Below are 23,661 nucleotides of genomic sequence, written 5' to 3' on the forward strand. Positions count from 1 at the left end.
CTCAGGCCTCCGGGATCTCGAACTTCGACGTGCGCCGCATGCCGGCGGCACGGCCCTTGCCGGAGACGACCAGCGCCATCTTGCGGCTGGCCTCGTCGATCATCTCGTCGCCGAGCATCGCGGAGCCCTTCTTGCCGCCCGCCTCGGACGTGTAGTAGTCGTACGCGTCCAGGATCAGCTCGGCGTGGTCGTAGTCCTCCTGCGACGGCGAGAAGATCTCGTTGGACGCCTCGACCTGGCCCGGGTGCAGCACCCACTTGCCGTCGAAACCGAGGGCGGCGGCGCGCTGCGCCACCTCGCGGTAGCCGTCCACGTTGCGGATCTGGAGGTAGGGGCCGTCGATCGCCTGGAGGTTGTTGGCGCGGGCGGCCATCAGGATCTTCATCAGGATGTAGTGGTAGGCGTCCGCCGGGTAGCCGGGCGGCTGCTCGCCCACGACCAGGGACTTCATGTTGATGGACGCCATGAAGTCGGCCGGGCCGAAGATGATGGTCTCGACCCGCGGGCTCGCCTGCGCGATCTCGTTGACGTTGTTCAGGCCCTGGGCGTTCTCGATCTGCGCCTCGATGCCGATCCGGCCGACCTCGAAGCCCATCGTCTTCTCGATCTGGGTGAGCAGCAGGTCCAGGGCCACGACCTGCTGGGCGTCCTGGACCTTCGGCAGCATGATGCAGTCCAGGTTCGGGCCGGCGCCCTCGACGACCGTCACGACGTCGCGGTACGTCCACTCGGTGGTCCAGTCGTTGACGCGCACGACGCGGGTCTTGCCGGTCCAGTCGCCCTCGTTGAGGAACTTCACGATGGTGTGCCGTGCCTCGGGCTTGGCCAGCGGGGCGCAGGCGTCCTCCAGGTCCAGGAAGACCTGGTCGGCCGGGAGGCCCTGGGCCTTCTCCAGGAAGCGGGGGTTCGAGCCCGGTACAGCCAGGCAGGAACGCCGGGGGCGAAGGCGGTTGACCGTGGTCATGCGGGGACCTCCAGGGGGTCGAGCTTGTTCGCGTTCCGGATCTCGTCGACGATCCGGCCGATGATGCCGGTGATGTCGAAGTCCTTCGGGGTGAAGACCGCGGCCACTCCCGCGGCCCGCAGGTCTTCTGCGTCACCGTTCGGGATGATGCCACCGGCGATCACCGGTATATCCGTGGCACCGGCCACACGGAGCCGTTCGAGCACGTCCGGCACCAGCTGGGCGTGCGAGCCGGAGAGGATGGACAGGCCCACCGCGTGCACGTCCTCGGCGAGGGCGGCGTCCACGATCTGCTCCGGCGTGAGCCGGATGCCCTGGTAGACCACCTCGAAGCCGGCGTCGCGGGCCCGCACGGCGATCTGCTCGGCGCCGTTGGAGTGGCCGTCGAGACCCGGCTTGCCGACCAGGAACCGCAGCTTGCCGACGCCGAGGTCCTTGGCCGTCAGGTCGACCTTGCGGCGCACCAGGGACAGGGCCGAGCCCTCCTCCGCGGCGACCGCGACCGGCGCCGAGGACACCCCGGTCGGCGCCCGGAACTCGCCGAACACCTCGCGCAGCGCCCCGGCCCACTCACCGGTCGTGACGCCGGCGCGGGCGCACTCCAGGGTGGCCTCCATGAGGTTGTCGGTGCCCTTGGCGGCCTCCTTCAGTTTCTCCAGCGCCTTGCAGGGACGCGGGTGGTTGAAGGGCGGCTGGTAGCGCGTGTCCCGCCAGTGCTGGAGCGAGGCGATGACGCGGGCCTCCACGGCCGGGTCGACCGTCTGGATCGCGGTGTCCAGGTCGGCGGTCAGCGGGTTCGGCTCGGTGCCCTCGAAGGCGTTGACACCGATGATCTTCTCCTCGCCGGACTCGATCCGGGCCCGGCGCTCGGCGTGCGAGGCGACCAGCTGCGACTTGAGGTAGCCGGACTCGACGGCGGCCATCGCGCCGCCCATCTCCTCGATGCGCTGCATCTCGGCGAGCGACTCCCGGACCAGCTCGTCGACCTTCGCCTCGACCACCTTCGAGCCGTCGAAGAGGTCGCCGTACTCCAGCAGGTCGCTCTCGTACGCCAGCACCTGCTGGATGCGCAGCGACCACTGCTGGTCCCACGGGCGGGGCAGGCCGAGGGCCTCGTTCCAGGCGGGCAGCTGCACGGCCCGTGCGCGGGCGTCCTTGGAGAGGGTGACCGCCAGCATCTCCAGCACGATCCGCTGGACGTTGTTCTCCGGCTGGGCCTCCGTCAGGCCGAGGGAGTTGACCTGGACGCCGTAGCGGAAGCGGCGGTGCTTGGGGTTCTCGATGCCGTACCGCTCGCGGGTGACGCGGTCCCAGATCTGCCCGAAGGCCCGCATCTTGCACATCTCCTCGATGAAGCGGACGCCCGCGTTCACGAAGAAGGAGATGCGGCCGACGACGTCGCCCATGCGCTCCTCGGGCACCTGACCGCTGTCGCGCACCGCGTCGAGCACGGCGATCGCGGTGGACATGGCGTACGCGATCTCCTGGACGGGCGTGGCGCCCGCCTCCTGCAGGTGGTAGCTGCAGATGTTGATCGGGTTCCACTTCGGGATGTGGGAGACCGTGTACGCGATCATGTCCGTCGTCAGGCGGAGGGACGGCCCCGGCGGGAAGACGTGCGTCCCCCGGGACAGGTACTCCTTGACGATGTCGTTCTGGGTCGTGCCCTGGAGCCGGGTGACGTCCGCACCCTGCTCCTCGGCGACGACCTGGTAGAGCGCCAGCAGCCACATGGCCGTGGCATTGATGGTCATCGAGGTGTTCATCTGCTCCAGGGGGATGTCCTGGAACAGCCGGCGCATGTCACCGAGGTGCGCGACCGGCACGCCGACCCGGCCCACCTCGCCGCGGGCGAGGACGTGGTCGGAGTCGTAGCCGGTCTGGGTCGGCAGGTCGAAGGCGACCGACAGGCCCGTCTGCCCCTTGGCGAGGTTGCGCCGGTACAGCTCGTTGGACGCCTCGGCCGTGGAGTGACCGGCGTACGTGCGCATGAGCCACGGCCGGTCCTTCTGACGCTCAGTCATGCGGCGCTCCTCAGATGTTCCGGAAGCGGTTGATGGCGTCGACGTGCCGCGCGCGCATCTCCTCGTCGCGCACGCCCAGGCCCTCCTCGGGCGCCAGGCACAGCACGCCGACCTTGCCCTGGTGGAGGTTGCGGTGGACGTCGAACGCGGCCTGGCCGGTGTCCTCGAGGGAGTACACCCTGGAGAGGGTCGGGTGGATCTTGCCCTTGGCGATGAGGCGGTTGGCCTCCCATGCCTCGCGGTAGTTGGCGAAGTGGGAGCCGATGATGCGCTTCAGTGACATCCACAGGTAGCGGTTGTCGTACTCGTGCATGTAGCCCGAGGTCGAGGCGCAGGTGGTGATGGTGCCGCCCTTGCGGGTGACGAAGACCGAGGCGCCGAAGGTCTCGCGGCCGGGGTGCTCGAAGACGATGTCGATGTCCTCGCCGCCGGTGAGTTCGCGGATGCGCTTGCCGAAGCGCTTCCACTCCTTCGGGTCCTGGGTGTTCTCGTCCTTCCAGAACTTGTAGCCCTCGGCGTTGCGGTCGATGATCGCCTCGGCGCCCATCGAGCGGCAGATGTCCGCCTTCTGGTCGCTGGAGACGACGCAGATCGGGTTGGCGCCGCCGGCCAGGGCGAACTGGGTGGCGTAGGAGCCGAGGCCGCCGCTCGCGCCCCAGATGAGCACGTTGTCGCCCTGCTTCATGCCGGCGCCGTTGCGGGAGACCAGCTGGCGGTAGGCGGTGGAGTTCACCAGACCCGGGGCCGCGGCCTCCTCCCAGCTGAGGTGGCCCGGCTTGGGCATCAGCTGGTTGGACTTGACCAGGGCGATCTCGGCGAGGCCGCCGAAGTTGGTCTCGAAGCCCCAGATGCGCTGCTCGGGGTCGAGCATCGTGTCGTTGTGGCCGTCGGACGACTCCAGCTCGACGGAGAGGCAGTGCGCGACGACCTCGTCGCCGGGCTGCCAGGCGTTGACGCCCGGGCCGGTGCGCAGGACGACGCCGGCCAGGTCGGAGCCGATGATGTGGTACGGCAGGTCGTGGCGCTTGGCGAGGTCGCTGGTGCGGCCGTAGCGCTCCAGGAAGCCGAACGTCGACAGCGGCTCGAAGATCGAGGTCCACACCGAGTTGTAGTTGACCGAGGAGGCCATGACGGCCACCAGGGCCTCACCGGGGCCCAGCTCGGGCAGCGGCACCTCGTCCAGGTGGATCGACTTGCGCGGGTCCTTGGCGCGGGTCTCCATGCCCGCGAACATCTCCGTCTCGTCCTTGTGCACGGTGATCGCGCGGTACGACTCGGGGAGGGGCAGCGCGGCGATGTCGGCCGGCGTGGATTCGGGCGACTGGATCGCGTCCAGGATGTCCTTCACGGTCACGGTGTTGCCTCCGGCGGTGAGCGCCCTGAGGGAGGGGCGCTGAGGGTTACGTCGGTGCTCTAGAGGGGTGGTGAAAGTGCCTGTGACGCAGGCGCCGGGCGCGCGGGGGATGGGTGCGGGGACAGCCCGGACACCTTCAACGTATGACACCGCGTGTCACCTCGCAAGGCACTGAGTGCCAGAAACTGCACTCAGATGAAATCTTTACGCTACATATGAGCGATGATCGATCGTATGAGGGTTCACGGTGGGTGAAAAAGGGGCGTTGGCATGCAAAAACGGCCACCCGGAGGGTGGCCGTCGTCACAGGGTGGAGGAGCCGGTCAGCGCTCCTTGAGCGCCTGCTCGATGGTGCGCATGATCTCGTGCAGCGGGGCGTCGGTCCGCGCGACCGTCACCAGCACCTCGCCCTCCACGGAGGCCGCAGAGGCGGCCGGCCGCGAGGACGCCGTCCCGCGGCCGGCGCCGATGCCCGTGCCGAACGTCCGGCGCACGATCGCGAAGGCGTGGTCGAGCTGCGCCTCCACATCGCCCTGGCCGCCCGCCCGCAGCCAGCGCCGCAGGACGTGGTTGTGGGCGGTGACCACGGCGGACGCGGCGACCTCCGCCAGCAGCGGGTCGTCGTTGGCGTCGTCGTCGTGCGCGTGCTCGTCGAAGTGGCCGAGCAGATAGCGGGTGAAGAGGCGCTCGTAGCGGGCCACCGACGCGATCTCCGCCTCGCGCAGGGTGGGCACCTCGCGCGTGAGCTTGTAGCGGGCGACCGAGATCTCCGGCCGGGCCGCGTACATCTTCATGACTTCCTTGATGCCGCGGCACACCGTGTCGAGCGGATGCTCGTGCGCGGGCGCCGCGTTGAGCACCGCCTCGGCGCGGACCAGGGTGTCGTCGTGGTCCGGGAAGATCGCCTCTTCCTTGGAGCGGAAGTGGCGGAAGAAGGTGCGGCGTGCGACGCCGGCCGCGGCCGCGATCTCGTCGACGGTGGTCGCCTCGTAGCCCTTGGTCGCGAACAGCTCCATCGCCGCGGCCGCCAGCTCCCGGCGCATTTTGAGCCGTTGGGCGGCGGCTCGGCTGCCGGCCGCGCTCTCCGGCGCGTCGGGCGTAGCTGGTGTGCGTGAGGACCTGGCGGGCTGGGACATGACCCGAACGTACTGCATGTGCGCAGACTGGTGCGCATGACCGGGGAATCCCCCGCCCGCGCAGGGCGGGGGAGACCCGGCCGGATCGAGCAGTCCGCCCCAGTCCTCCTCGGGCCGGAACCGGTCGCCGGGACCCGGCTCAGCGGCGGGCATATTCGCGGAAGCCACGGCCCGTCTTGCGGCCGAGGCAGCCCGCGGCCACCAGGTGCTCGAGCAGCGGCGCCGGGGCGAGTCCCGGGTCACGGAACTCGCGGTGCAGCACCTTCTCGATGGCCAGCGACACGTCGAGCCCCACCACGTCCAGCAGCTCGAAGGGGCCCATCGGGTAGCCGCCGCCCAGCTTCATCGCCGCGTCGATGTCGTCGAGCGTCGCGTAGTGCTCCTGCACCATCTTGACCGCGTTGTTGAGGTACGGGAACAGCAGCGCGTTCACGATGAAGCCGGCCCGGTCGCCGCAGTCCACGGCGTGCTTGCGGACCTTGGCGCAGACCTCGCGGACGGTGGCGTGCACGTCGTCCGCGGTCAGCACCGTACGGACCACCTCGACCAGCTTCATGGCCGGCGCGGGGTTGAAGAAGTGCATGCCGATCACGTCCTGCGGACGCGAGGTGGCGCGGGCGCAGGCGACCACGGGCAGGGACGAGGTGGTGGTGGCCAGCACCGCGCCGGGCTTGCAGACCTTGTCCAGCGTGGCGAAGAGCTGCCGCTTGACCTCCAGGTCCTCCGCGACCGCCTCCACGGCCAGGTCCACGTCGGCGAAGTCGTCGTACGTCCCCGTCGCCGTGATCCGCTCCAGCGTCCCGGCGGCGGCCTCGGCGGTGAGCCTGCCCTTGTCGACGCTGCGCGCCAGGGACTTGCCGATGCGGGCCCTGGCCGTCTGCGCCTTCTCCACGCTGCGGGCGGCGAGGACGACCTGGTACCCGGCCTTGGCGAACACCTCCGCGATGCCGGACGCCATGGTGCCCGAGCCCGCGACCCCCACGGAGCGCACGGGGCGGCCGGCGGCCGGGGTGTCGCTCGCGCGCGGGGTCAGCGCGTCCGGCACCACGACCGCGCTGCCGGGCGCCTCGTAGGTGTAGAAGCCGCGCCCCGCCTTGCGGCCCGTCAGGCCGGCCTCGCTGAGCTGCTTCAGGATGGGCGCGGGGGCGTGCAGACGGTCGTGGGAGGCGGAGTACATGGCCTCCAGGACCGTCCGCGCGGTGTCCACGCCGATCAGGTCGAGCAGCGCCAGCGGACCCATCGGCAGCCCGCAGCCGAGCCGCATCGCGGCGTCGATGTCCTCGCGGGAGGCGTAGTTCGCCTCGTACATCGCCGCGGCCTGGTTCAGGTAGCCGAACAGCAGCCCGTCGGCCACGAAACCGGGCCGGTCGCCCACCGCGACGGGCTCCTTGCCCAGGTCCAGGGCGAGATCGGTGACCGCCGTGACGGCGGCCGGCGCGGTCAGCACCGAGGAGACGACCTCGACCAGCTTCATCGCCGGGGCCGGATTGAAGAAGTGCAGGCCCAGCACCCGCTCGGGACGGGCCGAGTCGGCGGCGAGCCGGGTCACCGACAGGGCGTTGGTGCCGGTCGCCAGGATCGTCCCGGGGCGGACGATCCCGTCCAGCTCCCGGAAGATCTGCTGCTTGATCTCGTACGACTCCGGCGCCACCTCGATGACGAGGTCGGCGTCGGCCGCGGCCCGCAGCTCGGTGGCGGTACGGACCCGGGCGAGGGCGTCGGCGCGCTCCCGCTCGGTCAGGCGCCCGCGCTCCACGGCGCGGGCGGTGGACGCCTCCAGCGCGGCGACGGCCTTCGCGGCCTGCGCCTCGCTGACGTCGATGCCGACCACGTCACGGCCGGCCCGGGCCAGGACCTCGGCGATGCCGGTGCCCATCGTGCCGAGGCCGACGACGGCGACGGTGCGGAGCGGGGACAGAGGGGTGTCGGACTGGGGAGCGGCCATCGCGGGACTCCAGGAATGAGGGTGACGACGGAACGCCCGCGTGCGCCGAGCGGCGCACCGGGGCGTACGGAGTGAGGAGTGCGGGTGTCGACCGGGCTTCTGGCGCACACGCCCGGTGCCGTCCGCAGGGCGTGCACACGCCCGGGCGGCGGCGGGGTCCGACCGGCCCTGTCCCGAGGCCGGGTCGCACTGCGGTGCCTGGGCACCGAACCGACTGATCCGTTCCCGCGACGGCCGCGTCACCAGACCGTCGTGAGGACTGCTGCGGGTGGGTGACCCGCTCGTCTGAGATTAACTCGCGGGTAACGAGCGCGCCAGCCCCCGGTGTTCGTGATGTAGGTCCCACCCGGCGTGTGACCCGCCTAACCTCGATGTCATGGACGAAGAGTTGCGATCGCTCACGGAACGCTTACGGTCCGAGGCGGCCGCCTCCGGCGCGCGGGACGCCGTGACGGCCTGCGACCGGCTCGCGGCGACCGGGGACCACGGCGAACTGGCCGCGGTGCTCACCGCGCCGGGGCAGCCGCTGTGGGCCAGGGAGCTGGCCGCGTTCCGGCTGGGGCTGGCGGGGGACCGGCGGGCCTTCGAGTCCCTCGTGCTGCTCCTCAACCATCGCGACCCGCCGCGCTGCGCCTCGGCCGCGCACGCCCTCGCCCGGCTCGGCGACCCGCGCACCGCCCGCGCCGCCGCCGCCCTCGCCACCAACGAACTGCGCGTCGCCTACGCCCTGCACCCGGTGCGTCTGCTGGTCGAGCTGCGCGCCCCGGAGGCGGTGCCCGCGCTGATCACCACCCTGGAGCGCCGGCTGCGCCCGCACGACCCGTACCGGCGCGTGGCGCTCGCCTGTGTCGAGGGCCTCGGCTCGCTCGGTGACGCACGGGCCGCGCCCGTGCTGGAGGACGCCCTCGCGCACCCGGCGCTGGCCGAGGCGGCGGTGCGGGCACTGGCGCGGATCCCGGGGCAGCGGTGAGCCGCCGGCCGGTGCGCCGTCAGCCGGTGAGCTGCCTGGCGTACCGCACCTCGGGCACGGCGACTCCGTCCACGTCGGACGACTCGGCGGCCCCGTCGGCGTGGAAGCCGGCCCGCTCGTAGAAGCGCCGGGCGCGGGCGTTGCCGTCGAGCACCCACAGCAGCATGCGCGCGTGCCCGGCGGCGGCGCACCGGCGCACCGACTCGCGCAGCAGGGCCTGGCCCACGCCGCCGCCGAGGCGCCCCGGGTCGACGTAGAGGGCGTACAACTCGGCGTCTCCGGTGCGGAGTCCACCGTCCCGGTACGGTCCGTGGCAGGCCCATCCGACGACGTCGCCGGCATCGTCCTCCGCGACCAGGTTCACCGGGCCGGCCGGAGGCGGGGCGAAGAGCGCGCGGCGCCGCCCGGCGTCCTCGGCGACCGAGAGTCCGTCGAGGTAGGACTGCGGCATCAGTCCCCGGTACGCCGACTGCCAGCCCCGGACGCGGATCGCGGACACGCGGTCGCAGTCGGCGAGCGTCATCTCCCGCACGCGCGGCCCGCTCACGGGGCGACGGCCGGGGCGGTCATGGCCGGTTCACTCATGCCCCCATGGTGAACCACGGCACCGGCGCCGCCCCGGGCGGGCCGCCGGTCGCGCGGCTCAGCGCCGGAAGCCGAGCAGGCCGTGCAGCGTGGATCCCCGCGACGACGTCGACGCCGCCTTGGACTCCAGCGGCTTCGGGTCGGGCGGCGCCGCGCAGACGGCGTCGGCCTCACCGTCGCCGCGCGGCACGGTGCCGTCGGTCAGATAGGCGGCCAGGTGCTCGTCCAGGCAGGCGTTGCCGCTCAGCGTGATGCCGTGGTTGCCGCCGCCCTCCTCGACCACCAGGCTGGAGCCGCGCAGCAGCCGGTGCACGGTGACACCGCCCTCGTACGGGGTGGCGGCGTCGCCCGTCGCCTGGAACAGCAGCGCCGGCGGCACCTGCCGGTTGGCGACGTCCACCGGCTGCCGCGAGCCGGTCGGCCAGAAGGCGCACGGCGCGTTGTACCAGGCGTTGTTCCAGGTCATGAACGGTGCCTTCGCGTGCGTGTCCCAGGAGTCCTCGCGCCACTCGGCCCAGTCGTGCGGCCAGCCGGCGTCACGGCACTGCACCGACGTGTAGACGCTGTAGCCGTTGTCGCCGGAGGCGTCCAGGGCGCCGAAGTTCTCGTACGCCTCGACGAGCGGGCCGGTGTCCCGGTCGTTCACGTACGCCGCGAACGCCTCGGCCAGGTAGGGCCAGTAGCCGTTGTAGTAGCCGCCCGGCAGGAAGGTGTCCTCCAGCTCCGCGGCGCCCACCTCGCCGCCGGCCGGGTTCTTCGCGAGCGCCGCCCGCATCGTGTACCACGCGGCCCCGACCCGCTCCGGATCGGTCCCGAGCCCGTACGCCGTGTCGTACTTGGCGATCCAGGCCATGAAGGCGCGGTGGCGGTCGTCGAAGGCGTGGTCCTGGTTCAGGTTGGCGTCGTACCAGACGTCGGTCGGGTCGACGACCGAGTCCAGGACCAGCCGCCGCACCCGCTCCGGGTGGAGCCTGGCGTAGACGGCGCCCAGGTAGGTGCCGTAGGAGTAGCCGAAGTAGTTGATCCTCTCCGCGCCGAGTGCCGCGCGGATCGCGTCCATGTCCCGTGCGGCGCTGACCGTGTCCATGTGGGGCAGGACGTCGGCGTACTTCCTGCCGCAGGCCTCTGCGAAGGACTTCGCGCGCGCGAGGTTGGCCCGCTCGACGGCCGGCGAGGCCGGCAGGGTGTCGGGGCGCACCGCGGCGAAGTGGCCCGGCCGGCAGTCCAGGGCGGGCTCGCTCCTGCCGACGCCCCTCGGGTCGAAACCGACGACGTCGTACTGGGCGGCCACCTTCCCCGGAAGCGAGGACGCCACGAATCCGGCGAGGGTCAGACCGCTGCCGCCGGGGCCGCCGGGGTTGACCAGCAGCGGGCCCTGGTACGTCTTCGCGGTGTGCGGGACGCGGGACAGCGCCAGGCTGATCCGCCTGCCGTCCGGGCGGGAGTGGTCGAGCGGCACCGTGAGCGTCGCGCACTGGAGCGTCGGATAGTCGGCCGTCCCGCACTTCGTCCAGCCGATCCCCGCGGCGCGAGCGGTGCCTGCGGGCAGCGGGGCGCCGGCCTCGGCGGGGACGGCCGCGACGGCACCGGCCGCGATGACGGCGGCGCCGCACAGCACGGCTGCGCGTTGTCTCATGGAAGCTCCCGGGGCGGAGAGGCCGCGGCCCGCTGTGGACACGGTCCTCGCCGCATCGTCCCGGGATACGCCGCCGAAGCAACGCGTTCGGTCCGTACGTGACCCGATTGGGCCGCCGGAAGCCCTCGAATGCCTTCGGGCTCATGCCTTCGGGCGAGTGTCCTCGGGCGGGCGACGGCCGCACCGGTCCGGCCGCCGGAGGCACGCGCGCCGGGCACGCGCGCCGGGCGCGCGTCGCTGGGGCCTGTCGTTTGGATCATGCCGGCCCGAGCGGGGTGTGGCACGCACATCTGCCGCGCTGTCGTCGGTTGCCAGGGCTCCGCCCTGGCGCCCTCCTCCGCCTTGCAGCCGCACGCACCACACCCCGCTCGGGCCGGCCCGGACGCGCCGTCCGTCCCAGCCGGCCTGATCCGAACGACAGACCCTAGTGACCTGAGTCAGAGATTCGTCGGCAGTAGGCGGCGACTTTGTCGAGGATCTCGTCGGCGGTCTTCGTCCAGACGAACGGCCGTGGGTTGTCGTTCCAGTCGGCGAGCCATGCTCGGATGTCGCGTTCGAGGGCCTGGACGGAGCGGTGGACACCGCGCTTGAGCTTCTTCTGCGTGAGCTCGGCGAACCACCGCTCCACCAGATTCAGCCAGGACGAACTCGTCGGCGTGAAGTGCAGGTGGAAGCGGGGATGCGCCAGCAGCCACTGTTTGATGGCGGGCGTCTTGTGGGTGACGTAGTTGTCCAGGATCAGGTGCACGTCGAGTTCGGCGGGTACTTCCTTGTCCAGCTTGGTGAGGAACTTTTTGAACTCGACGGCCCGGTGCCGTCGGTGGAGGGAGCCGATGACCTTGCCGGTGGCGACTTCGAGGGCCGCGAACAGGGTGGTGGTGCCGGCCCGGACGTAGTCGTGGCTGCGGCGTTCGGGGACCCCGGGAACCATCGGCAGCACGGGCTGGGACCGGTCCAGGGCCTGGATCTGCGACTTCTCGTCCACACACAGGACCAGGGCTTTCTCCGGCGGATCCAGATACAGACCCACCACGTCACGGACCTTGTCGATGAACAAAGGGTCGGTGGAAAGCTTGAACGTCTGTGACCGGTGCGGGGCCAGCGCGAACGCCCGCCAGATCCGCGAGACCGTCGACTGCGACATGCCCGTGGCTGCCGCCATCGACCGGGTCGACCAGTGGGTGGCGTTCTTCGGCTTCTCCTCCAGCGTTTTGACGATGACCCGCTCGACGTCCGCGTCGGTGATCTTCCGCGGGACACCGGGCCGCGGCTCGTCGGACAAGCCGTCCAGACCACGTTCCAAAAAGCGCCGCCGCCAGGTGCGGACCATGTCCGCGGTGACACCGAGCCGGCGTGACACTTCCATGATCGAGTGCCCCTCGGCGCACGCCAGAATGATCCTTGAGCGCTGAGCCAGGGACTGGGCTGTCGAGCGACGACGCACCCAGCCCTCCAGCACATCGCGTTGGGCATCAGTGACCGACAACGGCGGAATCTTCGGACCCGGACGACTCATACCCAACCAACGACGAATCTCCGACTCAGGTCACTAGAAGGCTCATGAAGATCTTGGGGTTCTGGCCCCGCCGCGTGAGCGGCGGGGCCAGACTCGTTTCGTGGTGATGGGGGAATGGGCCGGGGAGACGGTCGGGCCGGATGTGTGGGAGACCTGCCGGGAGTTGATCCCGGCCGGGAGTGTGTTCGCGTTCCTGGCCGAGCACCGTGGTGCGCTGTTCCCGGCGGAGATGTTCGCGGACATGTACCCCTCGGCGAACGGGCGGCCGAGTATGCCGCCGCAGATCCTCGCCTCGGCGATCACACTGCAGGCCCTGCACGGGCTGTCGGACTTCGAGACGGTCCAGGAGCTGCGGTGTGACCTGCGGTGGAAGGCCGCTTGCGGGCTCGGTCTGCATGACATGGCGTTCGACCCCTCGCTGCTGGCCTACTTCCGGCGCCGCCTTTCCCGCTCCGCCCGGCCCGACCGCGTCTTCGAGGCGGTGCGGGAGGTGGTCAAGGCCACCGGGGTCCTCAAGGGCAAGCACCGGCGGGCTCTGGACTCCACCGTGCTGGACGACGCGGTCGCCACCCAGGACACCGTCACCCAGCTGATCGCCGCCGTCCGCGCGGTGATCCGCGAAGTCCCCGGCGCCGACCGGGTCGCGGCCGTGCAGTGCACCGCCCATGACTACACCGATCCCGGCAAACCCCGCATCGCCTGGAATGACGAACAGGCCCGCGCCGCTCTCGTCGACGCCCTCGTCGGCGACGCGCTCAGGCTGCTGGGCCACCTTCCCGAGCAGGAACTGGGCGAGAGGGCCGCGAACGCGGTCGGCCTGCTGGCCCTGGTCGCCGGGCAGGACGTGGAGCCGGCCGAGGACTCCGACGGCCGCGACGGCCGCTGGCGCATCACCCGCGGCACCGCCTACGACCGGACCGTCTCCACCGTCGATCCTCAGTCCCGGCACGTCCACAAGAGCCGCACCCGCCGGCAGGACGGATACAAAGCCCACCTCGCGATCGAGCCGGAGACGGGGTTATACACCGCCGTCGCCCTCACACCCGGGGCCGGGCCCGAGCACCACGAGGCCAAGGTGGGCCTGGACCTGCTCGCCGACGAGGACACTGCCCTCGATCTCTTCGGCGACACCGCCTACTCCACCAGCGACGTCCGCCACACCCTTCAGCAGCAAGGTCACCGGCTGTTCCTCAAACCGGCCCCGCTGCGGCCGGCCGTCCCCGGCGGCTTCACCCCCGACGACTTCGCTATCGACACCACCGCCGCCACCGTGACCTGCCCGGCCGGACACACCGTTCCCCTCTCCGAGTCCGGAGGACAGCACCAGCAGCGCAAGGCCGCTTTCAAGGACCTGTGCTCCGGATGTCCCCTGCGCGAGCGGTGCACCAAGGCCAAGGCCGGACGCATCCTGACCATCCGCCCGCACCACGACCTCCAGGCAGCCGCCCGCGACCAGGCCGCCACCGACCCCGACTGGCAAGCCCACTACAGGCGCTGGAGACCCCCGGTCGAACGCGCCGTCGCCTGGCTCGTCCAGCACGGTAACCGCCGCCTGCGCTATCGCGGCACCATCGCCAACAACACCTGGCTACACACCCGAGCAGCAGCCCTCAACCTCCGCCGACTGATCAACCTCGGACTCACCCGAACAGGCAGCACCTGGACGATCAACCCAGCAACCGCATAGACCAAGGGGCCGCCCGGCCTACGGCCGGACAGCCCCTCACCAAGATCTTCATGAGTCTTCTAGGCTGGCTCCCGCCCGTGAGGAACAGGAGGCCGAGATGGCCCGGACGGCACCGACCGAACCGACGGTCGACGAGGTGATGGCCGAGCTGGCCGCGCTCGAGGATCCGAAGGCGCGCGCGGTCAACGAGAGACACGGCGACGACCACGGCGTGAACCTCGGCAAGCTGCGCGCCCTCGCGAAGCGGCTGAGGACGCGGCACGAACTCGCGGGCGGGCTCTGGGGGACGGGCGACACCGCGGCCAGGCTGCTGGCGACCCTGATCTGCCGCCCGAAGGCGTTCGGGCGGGACGAGCTGGACGCGATGATGCGCGAGGCGCGCACGCCCAAGGTGCACGACTGGCTCGTGAACCACGTGGTGAAGAAGAGTCCCCACGCCGAGGAACTGCGCGTGGCCTGGTCCGCCGATCCGGACCCCGTGGTCGCGAGCGCCGGCTGGGCGCTGACCACCGAGCGCGTGACGAGGAAGCCGGAGGGCCTGGACCTCGCGGGACTGCTCGACACGATCGAGGCGGAGATGAAGGAGGCCCCGGACCGCCTCCAGTGGGCGATGAACCACTGCCTGGCCCGCATCGGCATCGACCACGCGGAGCACCGTGCCCGCGCGGTCGGCATCGGGGAACGCCTGGAGGTCCTGAAGGACTATCCGACACCCGCGGGCTGCACGTCCCCGTACGCCCCCGAGTGGATCACCGAGATGGTGCGCAGGCAGCGAGAGGCGTCCGCCTAGCTGCCCCGGTACCGGTACATGTACCGGTACCCGGGCGGGCCCGTACGCTGAGCGGTCGCGTGTCCGCGCCACGGAGGGGGAGCACCATGACGAGTCGGTTCACCGAGCTGGTCGTCGACTGCCACGATCCGGAAGGACTCGCGGCGTTCTGGTGCGCGGTCCTGGACTTCGAGGTGATCGACCGGAGCGGGGGCAAGGTCGAGATCGGCTCCTGGACACCGACCGTCGAAGCGGTCCGGGCCCGTCAGATGCCGCCCACCCTGCTGTTCGTCCGGGTGCCCGAGGGGCGGGCCGTGAAGAACCGGCTCCACCTCGACGTCAGCCCCGTCGACCGCAGCACGGACGACGAGGTGACCAGACTGCTCGGCCTCGGCGCCACCCGGGCGGACGTGGGCCGGGGCCAGGAGGAGCGGAGCTGGGTGGTCATGGCCGACCCGGAGGGCAACGAGTTCTGCGTCCTGCGCACCCTGGCACCGCGCGGCCAGGCCGCTCGGCCCCTCGCGTGACCGGATCGTCGGCAGGGTCTAGTAACTGTCGTGGCCGGGCTCGCCGTTCGGCCGGTAGACGCCGACGACGGTGCCGCCCTTCGTCGTCGAGACACTGACCGGCTCGAGGGCGGTGGGGATCGCTCCGTCGGCGAACAGCCGCTTGCCGGAACCGATGATCACCGGATGGATGGTCAGCCGGTACTCGTCGACGAGACCGTGCCGCATGAGGGTCTGGGCGAGGTCGCCGCTGCCGACGACGTTGATGTCGCCGCCGTCGGACGCCTTCAGCTCGCGCACGGCATCGACGACGTCGCCCTCCAGCAGCGTGGAGTTCTGCCACTCGACGGACGTCAGGGTCCGGGACGCCACGTACTTGCGCGTGCTGTTCATCCGCTGGGTGAACGGGTTGCCGGGGTCGGCGGTCGGCCAGTACGACGCGAAGATCTCGTACGTCTTGCGGCCGAGCAGCAGCGCGTCGGAGGGCTCGTACCAGCCGGAGATGGCCGCCCCGACCTCGTCGTCCGCCACCGGCTTCTGCCAGCCGCCGTGCCGGAAGCCGCTCTCGGCGTCCTCGTCCGGACCGCCCGGCGCCTGCATGACGCCGTCCAGCGTCAGGAACGTGCAAACGATGATCTCGCGCATGGTGCGCTCCCTTCGTCGAAGGGTGGACCGCACCACCGCCGGAAACTCATCGGCGGAGACCTCCGCGGTCCCGGCTCCCTACGACCGCGCCGGCCACACCAGCGCCTGGGCGACGACGACCCGCTCGCCGTCGAAGGTGACCGCGGGGCCTCCGTGCAGCTCGTAGCCGAGACCGATCGCCTCGCTCACGCGGTGGCAGAACGCGGCGTCGTCCGGTCCGGTCAGGACGCGGTACACGGGCAGTCCGTTCGGTGGTGCGGTCATGGGGAGCATGATCGCAGAGGAGGGCGAGCCGAGGCGGCGGTTCCCCCTCACATGAGGGAGAGCTGGACCGGCTCCGTCGCCGGAGGCGCGTCCGCCGGCTCCGCGCGTTCGAGGCGCCGCGGCATCCCGGGGCGTGCGGGGCCGATGCCGTACTCCTGGGCCAGGGCGTGCACCTGGCCGGTGATCCGGCGCTGGTACCACTTCGGGGCGTAGGCGCCGTCCGCGTACAGGCGCTCGTAGCGGCGCACCAGGTGCGGGTGGTGCTGCGCGAGCCAGCTCATGAACCACTCCCGGGCGCCCGGGCGCAGATGCAGGACCAGGGGCGTCACCGACGTGGCGCCGGCCGCGGCGATGGCCCCGACCGTGGCGCGGAGCTGGGCCGGCTCGTCGCCGAGGAAGGGGATGACCGGCGCCATCAGCACCCCGCAGTCGATGCCGTGCTCGCTCAGCGTCCGTACGACGTCCAGCCGGCGTTCCGGTGCGGGTGTGCCCGGCTCCACCGTGCGCCAGAGCTCGGAGTCGGTGAAGCCCACCGAGACGGAGATGCCGACGTCCGTGACCCGCGCCGCCCGGGTCAGCAGGTCGAGGTCGCGCAGGATCAGCGTGCCCTTGGTGAGGATCGAGAAGGGGTTCGCCCGCTCGGTCAGGGCCGAGAGGATGCCCGGCATCAGGCGGTAGCGGCCCTCGGCGCGCTGGTAGCAGTCGACGTTGGTGCCCATCGCCACGTGCTCGCCCTGCCAGCGGCGGGAGGCCAGCTGGCGGCGCAGCAGTTCGGGGGCGTTCACCTTGACGACGATCTGCGAGTCGAAGCCGAGGCCCGTGTCGAGGTCCAGATAGCTGTGCGTCTTGCGCGCGAAGCAGTAGACGCACGCGTGCGAGCAGCCCCGGTACGGGTTCACCGTCCACTCGAACGGCATCCGCGAGGCGCCCGGCACCCGGTTGAGGATCGAGCGGGCCCGCACCTCGTGGAAGGTGATGCCGCGGAACTCGGGCGTGTCGAAGGTACGGGTGGTCACCGCGTCGGCGCCGAACAGCGCGGGATCGGCGGCCCGGGCGTGGTCGGAGTCCGTGAGGTTCTCCCAGCGCATTGACGCCTCCTCGGTAGCACTCCGCACAGAATAGAACACCTGTTCCCTTGATCGTGCGGGTGTGTCGCGCGGAGCCGGTTCACGCCCCCCGATTTGGTGGCCGGGCGGTGGGGTGGTTGGCTTGCCCCGACCCCGAGAACCAGCCCCTGGAGGAACCCGATGGCGCAGGTCGAGGCCACGACGGAGCGGATCGTCGGCGCGGACGCGGAGACGGTGTTCGACACCCTCGCCGACTACCGCGGCGCCCGCGAGAAGCTGCTCCCCGAGCACTTCAGCGAGTACGAGGTCCGCGAGGGCGGTGACGGCGAGGGCACCCTCGTGCACTGGAAGCTCCAGGCCACGAGCAAGCGCGTCCGCGACTGCCTGCTGGAGGTCAGCGAGCCGAGCGACGGCGAACTGGTCGAGAAGGACCGCAACTCCTCCATGGTCACCACCTGGCGGGTCACCCCGGCCGGTGAGGGCAGGTCCCGGGTCGTGGTCACCAGCACCTGGAAGGGCGCCGGAGGCATCGGCGGCTTCTTCGAGAAGACCTTCGCGCCCAAGGGGCTCGGCCGGATCTACGACGCGATGCTCGTGAAGCTCGCCGCCGAGGTGGAGAAGTAGCCAACAGGCCCCTCCTTCAGGGGTGTTGGCGGTCTCACCGGTTCGAGTGATCCTCGGCTGATCGTGCCGTACGCCGTAACTTGTCGCACTTGCTCGTAGTTGTCGCCTCTGGCGGCAAAAGTGAGCAGGTGCGACGAGGGGAGCGGTACGTGGGCGGGATCACTCTGGTGCAGGACGAACCGGTCACGGCGCCACTCCCGGAGGTGCTCGAGGCCCCCGCTCCCGAGCCGGAGCGGCCCGCCGGGCTCAGCCCGCGCCGGGTCCGGCTGGTCTTCGTCGGACTGATGCTGGCGCTGCTGCTCGCCGCGCTGGAGCAGATGATCGTCGCGACGGCGCTGCCGAAGATCGTCGGCGAGCTGCACGGCCTGGACAAGATGTCCTGGGCGATCACCGCGTATCTGCTGACCTCCACCGTGGGGCTGCCGATCTACGGCAAGCTCGGCGACCTCTTCGGCCGCAAGGGCGTCTTCCAGTTCGCCATCCTGGTCTTCGTCGTCGGCTCGGCGCTCGCCGGGCGCGCCCAGACCATGGACCAGCTGATCGCCTTCCGCGCCGTGCAGGGCGTCGGAGCCGGCGGCCTCATGATCGGCGTGCAGGCGATCATCGCCGACATCGTGCCGCCCAGGGAACGCGGCCGCTTCATGGGCCTGATCGGCGCGGCCTTCGGACTCGCCTCGGTCGCCGGACCGCTGCTGGGCGGCTACTTCACCGACCATCTCTCCTGGCGCTGGTGCTTCTACATCAACGTGCCCTTCGGCCTCGTCACCATGGCCGTCGTCGCCGTCGTCCTGGAACTGCCCAGGCCGCGCGTCAAGCCCCGCCTGGACTACCTCGGCGCCCTGCTGCTCGCCGCCGCCTCCACCTGCCTGGTGCTGCTCACCAGCTGGGGCGGCACCGAGTACGCGTGGGACTCCACGGTCATCCTCGGCCTCGCCGCCGGCGCGGTCGCGGCCTCCGCCCTCTTCCTGATCGCCGAGCACTTCGCACCCGAACCGCTGATCCCGCTGCGCCTGTTCCGGGACTCCGTCTTCAACGTCACCGCGCTCGTCGGCCTCGTCATCGGCGTCGCCCTGTTCGGCGCCGCCAGCTATCTGCCGACCTACCTGCAGATGGTCGACGGCGCCACCGCGACCGAGTCCGGCCTGCTGATGCTCCCCATGATGGGCGGCATCGTCGGCGCCTCGATCGTCTCCGGGCAGCTCATCAGCCGCACCGGGCGCTACCGGATCCACCCCGTGCTCGGCGGGGCGCTGTCCGTCGTCGGCATGTGGCTGCTCTCCCGCCTCGACGTCGACACACCCCGGCTGCACTACAGCATCTGGATGGCCGTCCTCGGCGCCGGCATCGGCATGGTGATGCCGGTCCTGGTCCTCGCCGTGCAGAACTCCGTGCGCCCCGCCGACCTCGGCACCGCCACCAGCGCCAACAACTACTTCCGGCAGATCGGCGGCAGCGTCGGCGCCGCCGTCTTCGGCACCCTCTTCGCGGGCCGGCTCACCGACGCCCTGGCCGACCGCGTCCCCGCCGGCGCCGGGCTGCCCGAAGCCGAGTCCATCACCCCGCAGCTCGTCCACACCCTGCCCCCGGCGCTGCGCGACGCCTACATCCGGGCGTACGCCGACGCAATGCCGCGCATCTTCCTGTACCTGGTGCCGGTGCTCGTGCTCGGCCTGCTGATCGCCCTCTTCCTCAAGGAGAAACCACTGGTGTCCCACAACGCCCCCGTCACCGAGCCCGAGACCGCACGGCACACCGCGCAGGTCCCCCAGGCCCGTTCGCCCCACGCGGCCGGCATCCCCGTCTGCGGCACGGTGCAGCACCCCGACGGCACCGTGGTGCCCCGTGCCGCGCTCACCCTCATCGACGTCGGCGGACAGCAGATCGGCCGGGGCGCCAGCGGCGACGACGGGCGGTACGCGCTGTCCACGCCCGGGTCCGGGGCGTACGTCCTGATCGCCGCGGCCGGCGGCCACCAGCCGCAGGCGGTCTCCGTGACCGTGGGCGAGCGCCCGGTCGAGCTGGACGTGGTCCTCGGCGGCGCCGGACGCCTGGCCGGCAGCGTCGTCACCGCCGACGGCAGCCCCGTCCGGGACGCGATCGTCACCCTCACGAACGTCCACGGCGAGGTCGTGGCCACCACCCGCAGCGCCCGCGAGGGCGGCTACGTCATCACCGAGCTGGTGGCCGGCGAGTACACCCTCGCCGCCAGCGCGCCCGCCTTCCGCCCGGCCGCCCTGCCGGTCAGCGTCCAGGCCGCCCGCGAGACCCGGCAGGACGTCGAACTGGCCGGCGGGGCCGTCCTGCGCGGCACCGTGCGGGCCAGCGGCGGCCGGGCCGTGGAGGACGCGCGCGTGACGCTCCTCGACGCGGCCGGGAACGTCGTGGACACCCTGACCACCGGACCCGACGGCACCTTCCGCTTCATCGACCTGTCGTCCGGCGAGTACACCGTCATCGCCGCCGGCTACCCGCCCGTCGCCACCGTGCTCCAGGTGGCCGGCGGCGGACGCACCGAACGCGACCTCCAGCTCGGCCACGAGGACTGACACCCGCGCCCCTCGGCCCGGTCGGCTCGGCCCGTCGGCTTCCTGACCCGGACGTCCGGCCCCGCGGCACCGGTCCTGGCCGGCCACCCGGCCCTGGCGGTGGAGCCACTCGCGGGCGGGTCCCCGCTGACCCGCCCGGAAAGGCGAGGCCCGCGCCCCGCCGGGGCCGGATGTCCGGAGCGGTCAACGGGTGGGTGGTGCTCAGTAGTTGCGCCACTCGTCCAGCACGTACTCGAGCACCGCGGGGTCCATCAGTGTGCTCGCCCGCACGTCGGTGCGGCGGCGGTCCACGGGGAACACGGTCGCCGACCTGAGCACCGCGTCGTCCAGGTAGCGCAGCTTCGGGACGTCCGCGGCGAGCCGCAGCGGCGGCGCCCCGGCGCCGCGGGCGGCGAGCACGAACCCCCAGTTGCCGAAGCTCGGCACGTCGACCTGGAACTCCGTCGTCGCGTAGCCCGCGGTCTCGATCGTCTTCGCGATCGACCAGTACGTCTTCGGTGCGAAGAACGGCGATCCGCTCTGCACCATCACCTTGCCCTGCGGCGCCAGGACCTGGCCGAGCAGGTGGTAGAACTCCACCGAGTACAGCTTGGCCAGCGATGCCGAATCCGGATCCGGGAAGTCGATGATCACCGCGTCGTACCGCTGCCGGGCGTCGCGCAGCCAGGTGAAGGCGTCGGCGTTCACCACCTCGGCCCGCGGGTCGTCCAGCGAGCCGCGGTTGAGGGAGCGCAGCGGTTCGTAGGTCCGCGCCAGCCGGGTCATGGCCGGGTCCAGTTCGACCAGGGTGACGTGCCGGACGTCGTCGTAGCGCAGGACCTCGCGCAGCGCGAGCCCGTCGCCGCCGCCCATGATCAGCACGTTGGAGCGGCGGCCCGACAGCGCGGGGTGGACGAGCGACTCGTGGTAGCGGTACTCGTCGACCGAGCTGAACTGCAGGTCGCCGTTGAGGAACAGCCGGATGTCGGGATCCCCGGTGAAGGCGGTGGCGCGGGTGATCACGATGTCCTGGTACTGCGTGGTCTCGGCGTGCACGATCGGGTCCGCGTACATGTGCTGCCGCGCGGTGACCTCCAGGTCGTCCGCCAGCGCGTACGTCGTGCCCAGCACGGCGAGCACGGCGGTGACGCCGGCCAGCAGGCCCGCCAGCACCATGCGGCGGGTCTCGCGGCGGAAGATGAACACCACGACGACGACGCCGGCGACCGCGTTGACCGCCCCGACCACCAGGGCGCCCCTCAACTGGCCGAAGGTCGGCAGCAGGAACAGCGGGAAGCACAGGCCCCCGACCAGGGCACCTATGTAGTCGACGGCGAACATGTCGGCGACCGCGCTGCTCGCCTCCTGGCGGCGGATCCGCTGCAGCAGGGTCATCAGCAGCGGGATCTCGGCGCCGATCAGCAGGCCGACCACCAGGGACACCACGATCATCGCCGGCATGTAGAGCTGGAGCCAGGCGAAGGCCACGTACAGCACCAGGACGGACAGGCCGCCGACCAGGGCCAGTACGCCCTCCAGCACCGCGAACGCGACGACGGCTCGACTGCGCAGCGGTTTGGCGGCCAGCGAGCCCACGCCCATGGCGAAGACCATCACGGAGATGACCACGGAGGTCTGGAGCACCGAGTTGCCGATGAGGTAACTGCCCAGCGCGGTCAGCGCCAGTTCGTAGACGAGGCCGCAGGCCGCGCAGAGGAAGACGGCGAGCAGCAGGAGGAAACGCGCCCCGCGGCCGGGACGGTCGGCCGGGGGGCGGGGCGGAGCCGCGGTGTCGCGGTCGTCCAGGGTGGTGGAACTCATGTCGGTGCGGTCCTAGGAGAGGGCCGCGCCGACCATGAAGGCGGTGCCCAGGTACATGCCGGCCTGGACCCAGGCGGCGGGGTGCGGGCGGTCGTCGCTGTCCTCCAGGGCGACCGCGCCCATGCGGCCCGGGGTGAGCACGCCGATCACGATGCCGACCAGCGTCATCACCAGCACGCCGGCCAGGCCGTAGAGGAGCGTGCTGAGCAGGCCCTGGCCCAGCCCGTTCTCCGACTCGCTCGCGCGGATGGCCTCCATGATCACCAGGCCCACCGCGACGGACTGACTGCCCAGCAGCACGGCCGCCCCGCGGTTGCGGTCCCGCCACACGACGTGGAAGAGCTTGCCGGGCGTGACGAGGTCGAGGGCGACGAAGCCGACGGCCATCACGGCGAGGCCTGTGACTCCGTAGAGGAGGGCCTGGCCGGCCGACTCGAGGATCTCGGACACTGGTTGCCTTTCTGCGGGGCGTCTGGAGAGGGGAGGCGGTGGCCTGCGGCCGCCGGTGTCATTTGCCTTCGCCGGGTCCGCCGCCGCGGTAGCTCTGGCTGTTCGGGTTGGGCCAGTTGATGAGGTGCTGCTGGTGGCGCCGGTAGCCGTTGCGGTAGTCCTCGATCTCGATCAGGCTGCCGCCGCGGTACGGCGAGACGGTCACCATGTCGTCGCCGTAGCGCAGGAACTGCACGCCGTCGCCGGAGGACCGGTCGAGTGCCTTGCGGTGGTGATGGATGGCGTCGGCGACCCGGGCCGGGGGACTGTTGCTGTCCAGCCACCGGTATCCGCTGGTGGTGTAGGTGTCGCGGATCCAGGAGCGCGGCACGCCCTTGTCACCGTCCCCGCCGCTGGAGCAGGCGGAGAGCAGGACCGCGACCAGCGCTGCCGCCGTCGCTCCCCGCGCGAGTCTGGCGCTGTTCATCGGGCCTCCAGCCGGGTGTGCGTCGATACGATCTGCCCGTCCTGCGGGTAGGTGTGCCAGGTGCGCCAGACCAGCCGGGCACGCGACGGGGTGCCGGACTCCTCGGCGACCACCGCGGTCACCGCCTGCGGCGAACCGGGGAAGACCCCGCACAGGCTGTGCTCGGCGGCGCCCGCCCGGTCCAGGATCCCCGCCACCCGCGTGTCGAACCCGGCGGGGTCCAGGCGCTCCGTGGTGGCACCGAACTCGTAGGTCCAGCCGACGAGTTGCCGCCGATGACGGTTCGGCAGTCCCCGGACGGCCCGCGGCAGGCACGCCACCGTCTCCCGCACGGGTCCGGCGAAGACCTGGTGCGAGGCACCGAGCAGCCTCAGCCGTACCGTGAGCCCGCCCAGGAGCACCTCGCGCTCGGCGAGTGCCGGCCGCTCGGCCAGGTCCAGCGAGAAGCAGAGCTGGTCCGCGGCCGTGTCCAGATAGGGGGCCTGCAGAGATACGGCGTGCACGCGGCCCCCCGGTCCGATTTTGCTACGAGCGGCGCCGAGTATGACACACCGGGCTCCGGGGGCCGGAACACCGGGGTTCCCGGGCCGCGCGGTCGGGGTGACGCGGCGTCCACCGGTGAGGGTCCGCCCGCCGGTCCCGCAGCCAGTGGTCCGGACCGGCGACAGTTGTCCACAGCCCTGGCCGAGGAGGCGGGGCAGCGCGTA

General features: G+C 71.5%; 21 protein-coding genes. 6 read left to right on the forward strand and 15 right to left on the reverse strand.

Annotated elements, in window-relative coordinates:
- Position 1: 1 nt before the first annotated feature.
- From AC0VYN_RS11315 to AC0VYN_RS11335, 5 genes are all read right to left on the reverse strand, one after another.
- Positions 2-964, reverse strand: a complete 963-nt coding sequence (locus AC0VYN_RS11315) for an HpcH/HpaI aldolase/citrate lyase family protein (protein ID WP_475535860.1) — start codon at positions 962-964, stop codon at positions 2-4.
- Complete coding sequence (locus AC0VYN_RS11320) at positions 961-2,988, reverse strand: protein meaA (protein WP_475535861.1); 2,028 nt, start codon at positions 2,986-2,988, stop codon at positions 961-963. The genes AC0VYN_RS11315 and AC0VYN_RS11320 overlap by 4 nt, the downstream gene beginning before the upstream one ends.
- A 10-nt stretch (positions 2,989-2,998) precedes the next feature.
- Positions 2,999-4,342, reverse strand: a complete 1,344-nt coding sequence (ccrA, locus tag AC0VYN_RS11325; RefSeq protein WP_475535862.1) for a crotonyl-CoA carboxylase/reductase — start codon at positions 4,340-4,342, stop codon at positions 2,999-3,001.
- A 323-nt stretch (positions 4,343-4,665) separates the two neighbouring features.
- Complete coding sequence (locus tag AC0VYN_RS11330; protein ID WP_385458711.1) at positions 4,666-5,478, reverse strand: TetR family transcriptional regulator; 813 nt, start codon at positions 5,476-5,478, stop codon at positions 4,666-4,668.
- A 139-nt stretch (positions 5,479-5,617) separates the two neighbouring features.
- Entirely contained in the window at positions 5,618-7,423 is a 1,806-nt protein-coding gene (locus tag AC0VYN_RS11335) for a 3-hydroxyacyl-CoA dehydrogenase family protein (protein WP_475535863.1), read from the reverse strand.
- Positions 7,424-7,799: 376 nt separating this feature from the next.
- Between AC0VYN_RS11335 and AC0VYN_RS11340 the strand changes: the two genes are divergently transcribed.
- On the forward strand, positions 7,800-8,393 hold the full coding sequence (locus AC0VYN_RS11340) for an adenylosuccinate lyase (RefSeq protein ID WP_475535864.1): 594 nt from the start codon (positions 7,800-7,802) through the stop codon (positions 8,391-8,393).
- 19 nt (positions 8,394-8,412) lie between these two features.
- Here AC0VYN_RS11340 and AC0VYN_RS11345 read toward each other — a convergent pair whose 3' ends face one another.
- The 3 genes from AC0VYN_RS11345 to AC0VYN_RS11355 form a co-directional block, all read right to left on the reverse strand.
- The gene (locus AC0VYN_RS11345) at positions 8,413-8,940 is read right to left on the reverse strand and encodes an N-acetyltransferase family protein (protein ID WP_475535865.1); all 528 of its coding nucleotides are present in this window, start codon (positions 8,938-8,940) and stop codon (positions 8,413-8,415) included.
- A gap of 96 nt (positions 8,941-9,036) precedes the next feature.
- Positions 9,037-10,614, reverse strand: a complete 1,578-nt coding sequence (locus AC0VYN_RS11350) for an alpha/beta hydrolase (protein WP_475535866.1) — start codon at positions 10,612-10,614, stop codon at positions 9,037-9,039.
- Between the two features lie 424 nt (positions 10,615-11,038).
- Positions 11,039-12,130 (reverse strand): IS630 family transposase, encoded by a 1,092-nt coding sequence (locus AC0VYN_RS11355; RefSeq protein WP_470534466.1) that lies wholly within the window; start codon positions 12,128-12,130, stop codon positions 11,039-11,041.
- Positions 12,131-12,236: 106 nt separating this feature from the next.
- Between AC0VYN_RS11355 and AC0VYN_RS11360 the strand changes: the two genes are divergently transcribed.
- From AC0VYN_RS11360 to AC0VYN_RS11370, 3 genes are all read left to right on the forward strand, one after another.
- Positions 12,237-13,817, forward strand: a complete 1,581-nt coding sequence (locus AC0VYN_RS11360; RefSeq protein ID WP_475536814.1) for an IS1182 family transposase — start codon at positions 12,237-12,239, stop codon at positions 13,815-13,817.
- Positions 13,818-13,914: 97 nt separating this feature from the next.
- Positions 13,915-14,607 carry a DNA alkylation repair protein gene (locus AC0VYN_RS11365; RefSeq protein WP_475535867.1) on the forward strand — a complete coding sequence of 231 codons (693 nt, stop codon included), beginning with the start codon at positions 13,915-13,917 and terminating at the stop codon, positions 14,605-14,607.
- An 86-nt stretch (positions 14,608-14,693) separates the two neighbouring features.
- Complete coding sequence (locus AC0VYN_RS11370; protein ID WP_475535868.1) at positions 14,694-15,113, forward strand: VOC family protein; 420 nt, start codon at positions 14,694-14,696, stop codon at positions 15,111-15,113.
- Positions 15,114-15,131: 18 nt separating this feature from the next.
- Here AC0VYN_RS11370 and AC0VYN_RS11375 read toward each other — a convergent pair whose 3' ends face one another.
- The 3 genes from AC0VYN_RS11375 to AC0VYN_RS11385 form a co-directional block, all read right to left on the reverse strand.
- Entirely contained in the window at positions 15,132-15,737 is a 606-nt protein-coding gene (locus AC0VYN_RS11375) for a dihydrofolate reductase family protein (protein ID WP_475535869.1), read from the reverse strand.
- 78 nt (positions 15,738-15,815) lie between these two features.
- Entirely contained in the window at positions 15,816-16,001 is a 186-nt protein-coding gene (locus AC0VYN_RS11380) for a DUF1737 domain-containing protein (protein WP_475535870.1), read from the reverse strand.
- A 47-nt stretch (positions 16,002-16,048) separates the two neighbouring features.
- A complete protein-coding gene (locus tag AC0VYN_RS11385) occupies positions 16,049-17,089 on the reverse strand; it encodes an Rv2578c family radical SAM protein (protein ID WP_385458693.1) in 1,041 nt (346 codons plus the stop codon).
- Between the two features lie 159 nt (positions 17,090-17,248).
- Between AC0VYN_RS11385 and AC0VYN_RS11390 the strand changes: the two genes are divergently transcribed.
- Both AC0VYN_RS11390 and AC0VYN_RS11395 read left to right on the forward strand, forming a co-directional pair.
- Positions 17,249-17,692 carry an SRPBCC family protein gene (locus AC0VYN_RS11390; protein WP_385458691.1) on the forward strand — a complete coding sequence of 148 codons (444 nt, stop codon included), beginning with the start codon at positions 17,249-17,251 and terminating at the stop codon, positions 17,690-17,692.
- A 149-nt stretch (positions 17,693-17,841) separates the two neighbouring features.
- On the forward strand, positions 17,842-20,238 hold the full coding sequence (locus AC0VYN_RS11395; RefSeq protein ID WP_475535871.1) for an MFS transporter: 2,397 nt from the start codon (positions 17,842-17,844) through the stop codon (positions 20,236-20,238).
- A 201-nt stretch (positions 20,239-20,439) separates the two neighbouring features.
- Here AC0VYN_RS11395 and AC0VYN_RS11400 read toward each other — a convergent pair whose 3' ends face one another.
- From AC0VYN_RS11400 to AC0VYN_RS11415, 4 genes are read right to left on the reverse strand one after another with little or no spacing between them, the layout of a single operon-like run.
- Positions 20,440-22,038 carry a polyamine aminopropyltransferase gene (locus tag AC0VYN_RS11400; protein WP_475535872.1) on the reverse strand — a complete coding sequence of 533 codons (1,599 nt, stop codon included), beginning with the start codon at positions 22,036-22,038 and terminating at the stop codon, positions 20,440-20,442.
- A 12-nt stretch (positions 22,039-22,050) separates the two neighbouring features.
- Positions 22,051-22,488, reverse strand: coding sequence for a DUF350 domain-containing protein (locus tag AC0VYN_RS11405; protein ID WP_475535873.1), 438 nt, complete (start codon positions 22,486-22,488; stop codon positions 22,051-22,053).
- Between the two features lie 58 nt (positions 22,489-22,546).
- Positions 22,547-22,954 (reverse strand): DUF4247 domain-containing protein, encoded by a 408-nt coding sequence (locus AC0VYN_RS11410; protein ID WP_475535874.1) that lies wholly within the window; start codon positions 22,952-22,954, stop codon positions 22,547-22,549.
- Positions 22,951-23,457 (reverse strand): DUF2617 family protein, encoded by a 507-nt coding sequence (locus AC0VYN_RS11415; RefSeq protein ID WP_475535875.1) that lies wholly within the window; start codon positions 23,455-23,457, stop codon positions 22,951-22,953. Before AC0VYN_RS11415 ends, AC0VYN_RS11410 begins: the two co-directional genes overlap by 4 nt.
- Positions 23,458-23,661: the final 204 nt, after the last annotated feature.

It is taken from the genome of Streptomyces sp. 63XJN7_1_ISO-PGPR-S23-121 (genome assembly GCF_056173025.1).

Excerpts from the sequence above, each read along its gene's own strand:
- AC0VYN_RS11375 (WP_475535869.1), bottom strand. The coding sequence starts at position 15,737 with ATGCGCGAGATCATCGTTTGCACGTTCCTGACGCTGGACGGCGTCATG.
- AC0VYN_RS11380 (WP_475535870.1), bottom strand. The coding sequence starts at position 16,001 with ATGACCGCACCACCGAACGGACTGCCCGTGTACCGCGTCCTGACCGGA.
- AC0VYN_RS11320 (WP_475535861.1), bottom strand. The coding sequence starts at position 2,988 with ATGACTGAGCGTCAGAAGGACCGGCCGTGGCTCATGCGCACGTACGCC.
- AC0VYN_RS11315 (WP_475535860.1), bottom strand. The coding sequence starts at position 964 with ATGACCACGGTCAACCGCCTTCGCCCCCGGCGTTCCTGCCTGGCTGTA.
- AC0VYN_RS11400 (WP_475535872.1), bottom strand. The coding sequence starts at position 22,038 with ATGAGTTCCACCACCCTGGACGACCGCGACACCGCGGCTCCGCCCCGC.
- AC0VYN_RS11385 (WP_385458693.1), bottom strand. The coding sequence starts at position 17,089 with ATGCGCTGGGAGAACCTCACGGACTCCGACCACGCCCGGGCCGCCGAT.
- AC0VYN_RS11365 (WP_475535867.1), top strand. The coding sequence starts at position 13,915 with ATGGCCCGGACGGCACCGACCGAACCGACGGTCGACGAGGTGATGGCC.
- AC0VYN_RS11340 (WP_475535864.1), top strand. The coding sequence starts at position 7,800 with ATGGACGAAGAGTTGCGATCGCTCACGGAACGCTTACGGTCCGAGGCG.
- AC0VYN_RS11370 (WP_475535868.1), top strand. The coding sequence starts at position 14,694 with ATGACGAGTCGGTTCACCGAGCTGGTCGTCGACTGCCACGATCCGGAA.
- AC0VYN_RS11330 (WP_385458711.1), bottom strand. The coding sequence starts at position 5,478 with ATGTCCCAGCCCGCCAGGTCCTCACGCACACCAGCTACGCCCGACGCG.
- AC0VYN_RS11350 (WP_475535866.1), bottom strand. The coding sequence starts at position 10,614 with ATGAGACAACGCGCAGCCGTGCTGTGCGGCGCCGCCGTCATCGCGGCC.
- AC0VYN_RS11390 (WP_385458691.1), top strand. The coding sequence starts at position 17,249 with ATGGCGCAGGTCGAGGCCACGACGGAGCGGATCGTCGGCGCGGACGCG.
- AC0VYN_RS11410 (WP_475535874.1), bottom strand. The coding sequence starts at position 22,954 with ATGAACAGCGCCAGACTCGCGCGGGGAGCGACGGCGGCAGCGCTGGTC.
- AC0VYN_RS11355 (WP_470534466.1), bottom strand. The coding sequence starts at position 12,130 with ATGAGTCGTCCGGGTCCGAAGATTCCGCCGTTGTCGGTCACTGATGCC.
- AC0VYN_RS11335 (WP_475535863.1), bottom strand. The coding sequence starts at position 7,423 with ATGGCCGCTCCCCAGTCCGACACCCCTCTGTCCCCGCTCCGCACCGTC.
- AC0VYN_RS11360 (WP_475536814.1), top strand. The coding sequence starts at position 12,237 with ATGGGGGAATGGGCCGGGGAGACGGTCGGGCCGGATGTGTGGGAGACC.